2 protein-coding genes are annotated in these 2,576 nt (G+C 61.7%); both read left to right on the top strand.

The genetic code is table 11. The annotated features are described in order from the left end of the window. Positions 1-158 precede the first annotated feature (158 nt). Positions 159-1,718 carry an IS21 family transposase gene (gene istA, locus DQ353_RS20955; RefSeq protein ID WP_113765118.1) on the top strand — a complete coding sequence of 520 codons (1,560 nt, stop codon included), beginning with the start codon at positions 159-161 and terminating at the stop codon, positions 1,716-1,718. Further along, a complete protein-coding gene (locus DQ353_RS20950) occupies positions 1,715-2,464 on the top strand; it encodes an ATP-binding protein (protein WP_113765117.1) in 750 nt (249 codons plus the stop codon). Before istA ends, DQ353_RS20950 begins: the two co-directional genes overlap by 4 nt. The last annotated feature ends 112 nt before the right edge of the window (positions 2,465-2,576 follow it).

The raw sequence follows: 2,576 nt of genomic DNA, 5'->3' as shown, positions 1-2,576 counted from the left end.
TGAATATTTGACTCTTTGAGAGCCACCAATATTGCCGTTCAGAGCCACCCCGCCAAAATGCGAATATTCTCCTTCAGAGCCACCCGTAGCGCCCTTGGGAGCCATGAAATAAGCTCCTCCCACCATGTGACGGCCACGTGGTAGAAGGAGCAACACCAATGGTACGAAAGATCAACGCGAAGCTGATACTCCGGCTTCGCGCCGAAGGGATGTCGGGACGGAATATCGCCGCCTCGCAGAACATCTCAAGGAACAGCGTGTCCGACGTCCTCGACGCCGCATCAAACGCGGGGATCGCCTGGGCCGAGGCCCAAGACAAAACCGAGAATGCCGTTTACGAGCTGTTGTTCCCCGGCCGCGGGGAGCACCAGAGCGTGTTCGCGCAGCCCGACTGGGGCGCGATGCATAGGCAACTTGCGAAGGTCGGGGTGACGCTCAAGCTCCTGCACGGCGAATACGTCGATGAGGAAACCGTCAAGGGCCAGGCCACCATGGGCTACGACAGGTTCTGCAAGTCGTATCACCGGTACGTCCTGGAACACAGCGCCACCTCAAGGGTGGAGCACAAGGCGGGGATGAGCGTCGAGGTCGATTGGTCCGGTCCAACCATGGCCTTGCTCGATCCGGACACCGGCGCCAAGACGACGGTCTACCTGTTTGTGGCCTGCCTGCCGTTCAGCCGGTTTGCTTTTGTCGAGGCCTGCCTCGATATGAAGCAGGCCAGTTGGCTGCGCGCCCATGTTTCCCTGTTCGAGGCGTTGGGAGGCTCTGTTCCGCGGATCGTCCCGGACAACCTCAAGACCGGGGTGATCAAGCATCCTGCCGAGGGAGAGATCGTGCTCAATGATTCCTACCGGCACCTGGCCAGCCACTACGTGGCAGCGGTGTTGCCTGGCCGCGTCCGGAAGCCAAAAGACAAATCTAGCGTGGAAAATACGGTGGGCCACGTGGCGACGTGGATCATTGCCGGACTGCGCGATACCCGGTTCACCTCGCTGGCGCAGCTTCGTGCAGCGATCCGTGAACGCGTCCAGGCGTATAACGACGAACCGTTCCAGAAGCGTGCCGGGTCCCGGTTGAGCGTCTTCCTTGAAGAAGAGCAGCCGTTGCTCCGTCCCTTGCCGGCGGTGCCGTACGAAATCAGTGACTGGGTCTATGGGCGCAAGGTCGCGAAGAACAGCTACGTGACGTGGAAGCGGAATTACTACTCGGTTCCGCTGGTCAATGTCGGGGCAAGCGTTGACCTGCGCATCACGGAAACCATGCTGGAGGTCTACCGGAACCAGGAACGGCTGACCAGCCACCGGTTGCTGCCCGCCTCGGCGATCAACCAGTATCGCACCAATGATTCGGATATCCCCGCCGACAGGCAGTGGCGGCAGTGGGAACCGCAACGGGTCAGGGGCTGGGCGAGCCGCATCGGGCCCAGCACAGTGGAAGTCGTGGACCGGATCTTCGCATCGGTTCCGGTCGCCGAGCAGGGCCTGAACGCGGCACTGGCGGTGTTGAGGCTTTCGAGGAAGTTCAGCCCGGAACGGCTGGAGGCGGCGTGCCGCGTCGCCTTGCAAAGCCAGGTGCGTTCGCCGCGGTATGCGCACATCAGGCCGATCCTGGACACCGGCCAAGACCGGGCAAGCATCCGGAATGATTCCCTTCCCGAGCCCGAACCGGGCGGATACGTGCGCGGCAGCGACTACTACTCGGGCGGTGCCCGATGACCTCGATAGACATGGAAACCAAAAGGAAATTGCGGGAAATGGCGGCCGGCGCCTTGCTCGAGGCCGTGGAGTCCCAGGACGACGTCCTGAGCATGGGACTGACGTTTGAGGAGCGTCTGCGGTTGGCCGTGGACCACGCGCATTCGTCCTTCACCCATTCGAAGGTCAGCGGCCTGGTCAGGCGTGCCGGCCTGCGCTACCCCAACGCTGACCTGAGGCAGGTGGACCTGCTGGAGGAACGCGGGCTGAACCGGATGACGCTCACCGAGCTGGCCAGCTGCGCCTTCGTAGACCAATTCCACAACGTCGTGTTCCAGGGATTCACCGGGTCGGGGAAGTCGTATCTGGGTTGCGCCTTGGCGAAGCAGGCGTGTTTGAAGCTGATCCGCACGCATTACGTGCGCATGCCGGACCTGGAAGAGGAATGGCGGCAAGCCGAGGACAAGCCCCTGGGGCAGAACAAGTTCTTGAAGAAGTACGGGGCTTTCAGCTTGCTCGTCGTCGACGAATGGCTCTTGGATCCTCCGAAGGGGGCGTTCCTGAGGATGCTGTTGGAACTGATGGAACGTCGGTACGGCTCGACGGCAACGGTGTTCTGCACCCAGTACAAGCAGTCGGACTGGCATGCCAGGCTCGGGTCCGGGGTCCACGCGGACGCGATCATGGATCGGATCGTCCACAACACGACCTGGGTCGAGACCGGTAGCTACAACATGAGGGAGAAAACCTCGGGGGTTACGGGCTAAAGGACGTTGTTGAGGGCCGGTGGCTCCCTCCCGGGGAGGTGCCGGCTCTCAACGGCAATAATGGTGGCTCCGAACGGCAATATCCGGTGGCTCTCAAACCTCCGAATATTCA

The sequence above is a fragment of the Arthrobacter sp. AQ5-05 genome (genome assembly GCF_003287975.1).
Classification (GTDB): Bacteria; Actinomycetota; Actinomycetes; order Actinomycetales; family Micrococcaceae; genus Paeniglutamicibacter.
This window is presented reverse-complemented; position numbering and strand designations above follow the sequence as displayed.

What these genes read in the sequence shown, in the direction of transcription:
- DQ353_RS20950 (WP_113765117.1), top strand. Translation starts at nt 1,715, where the DNA reads ATGACCTCGATAGACATGGAAACCAAAAGGAAATTGCGGGAAATGGCG.
- istA (WP_113765118.1), top strand. Translation starts at nt 159, where the DNA reads ATGGTACGAAAGATCAACGCGAAGCTGATACTCCGGCTTCGCGCCGAA.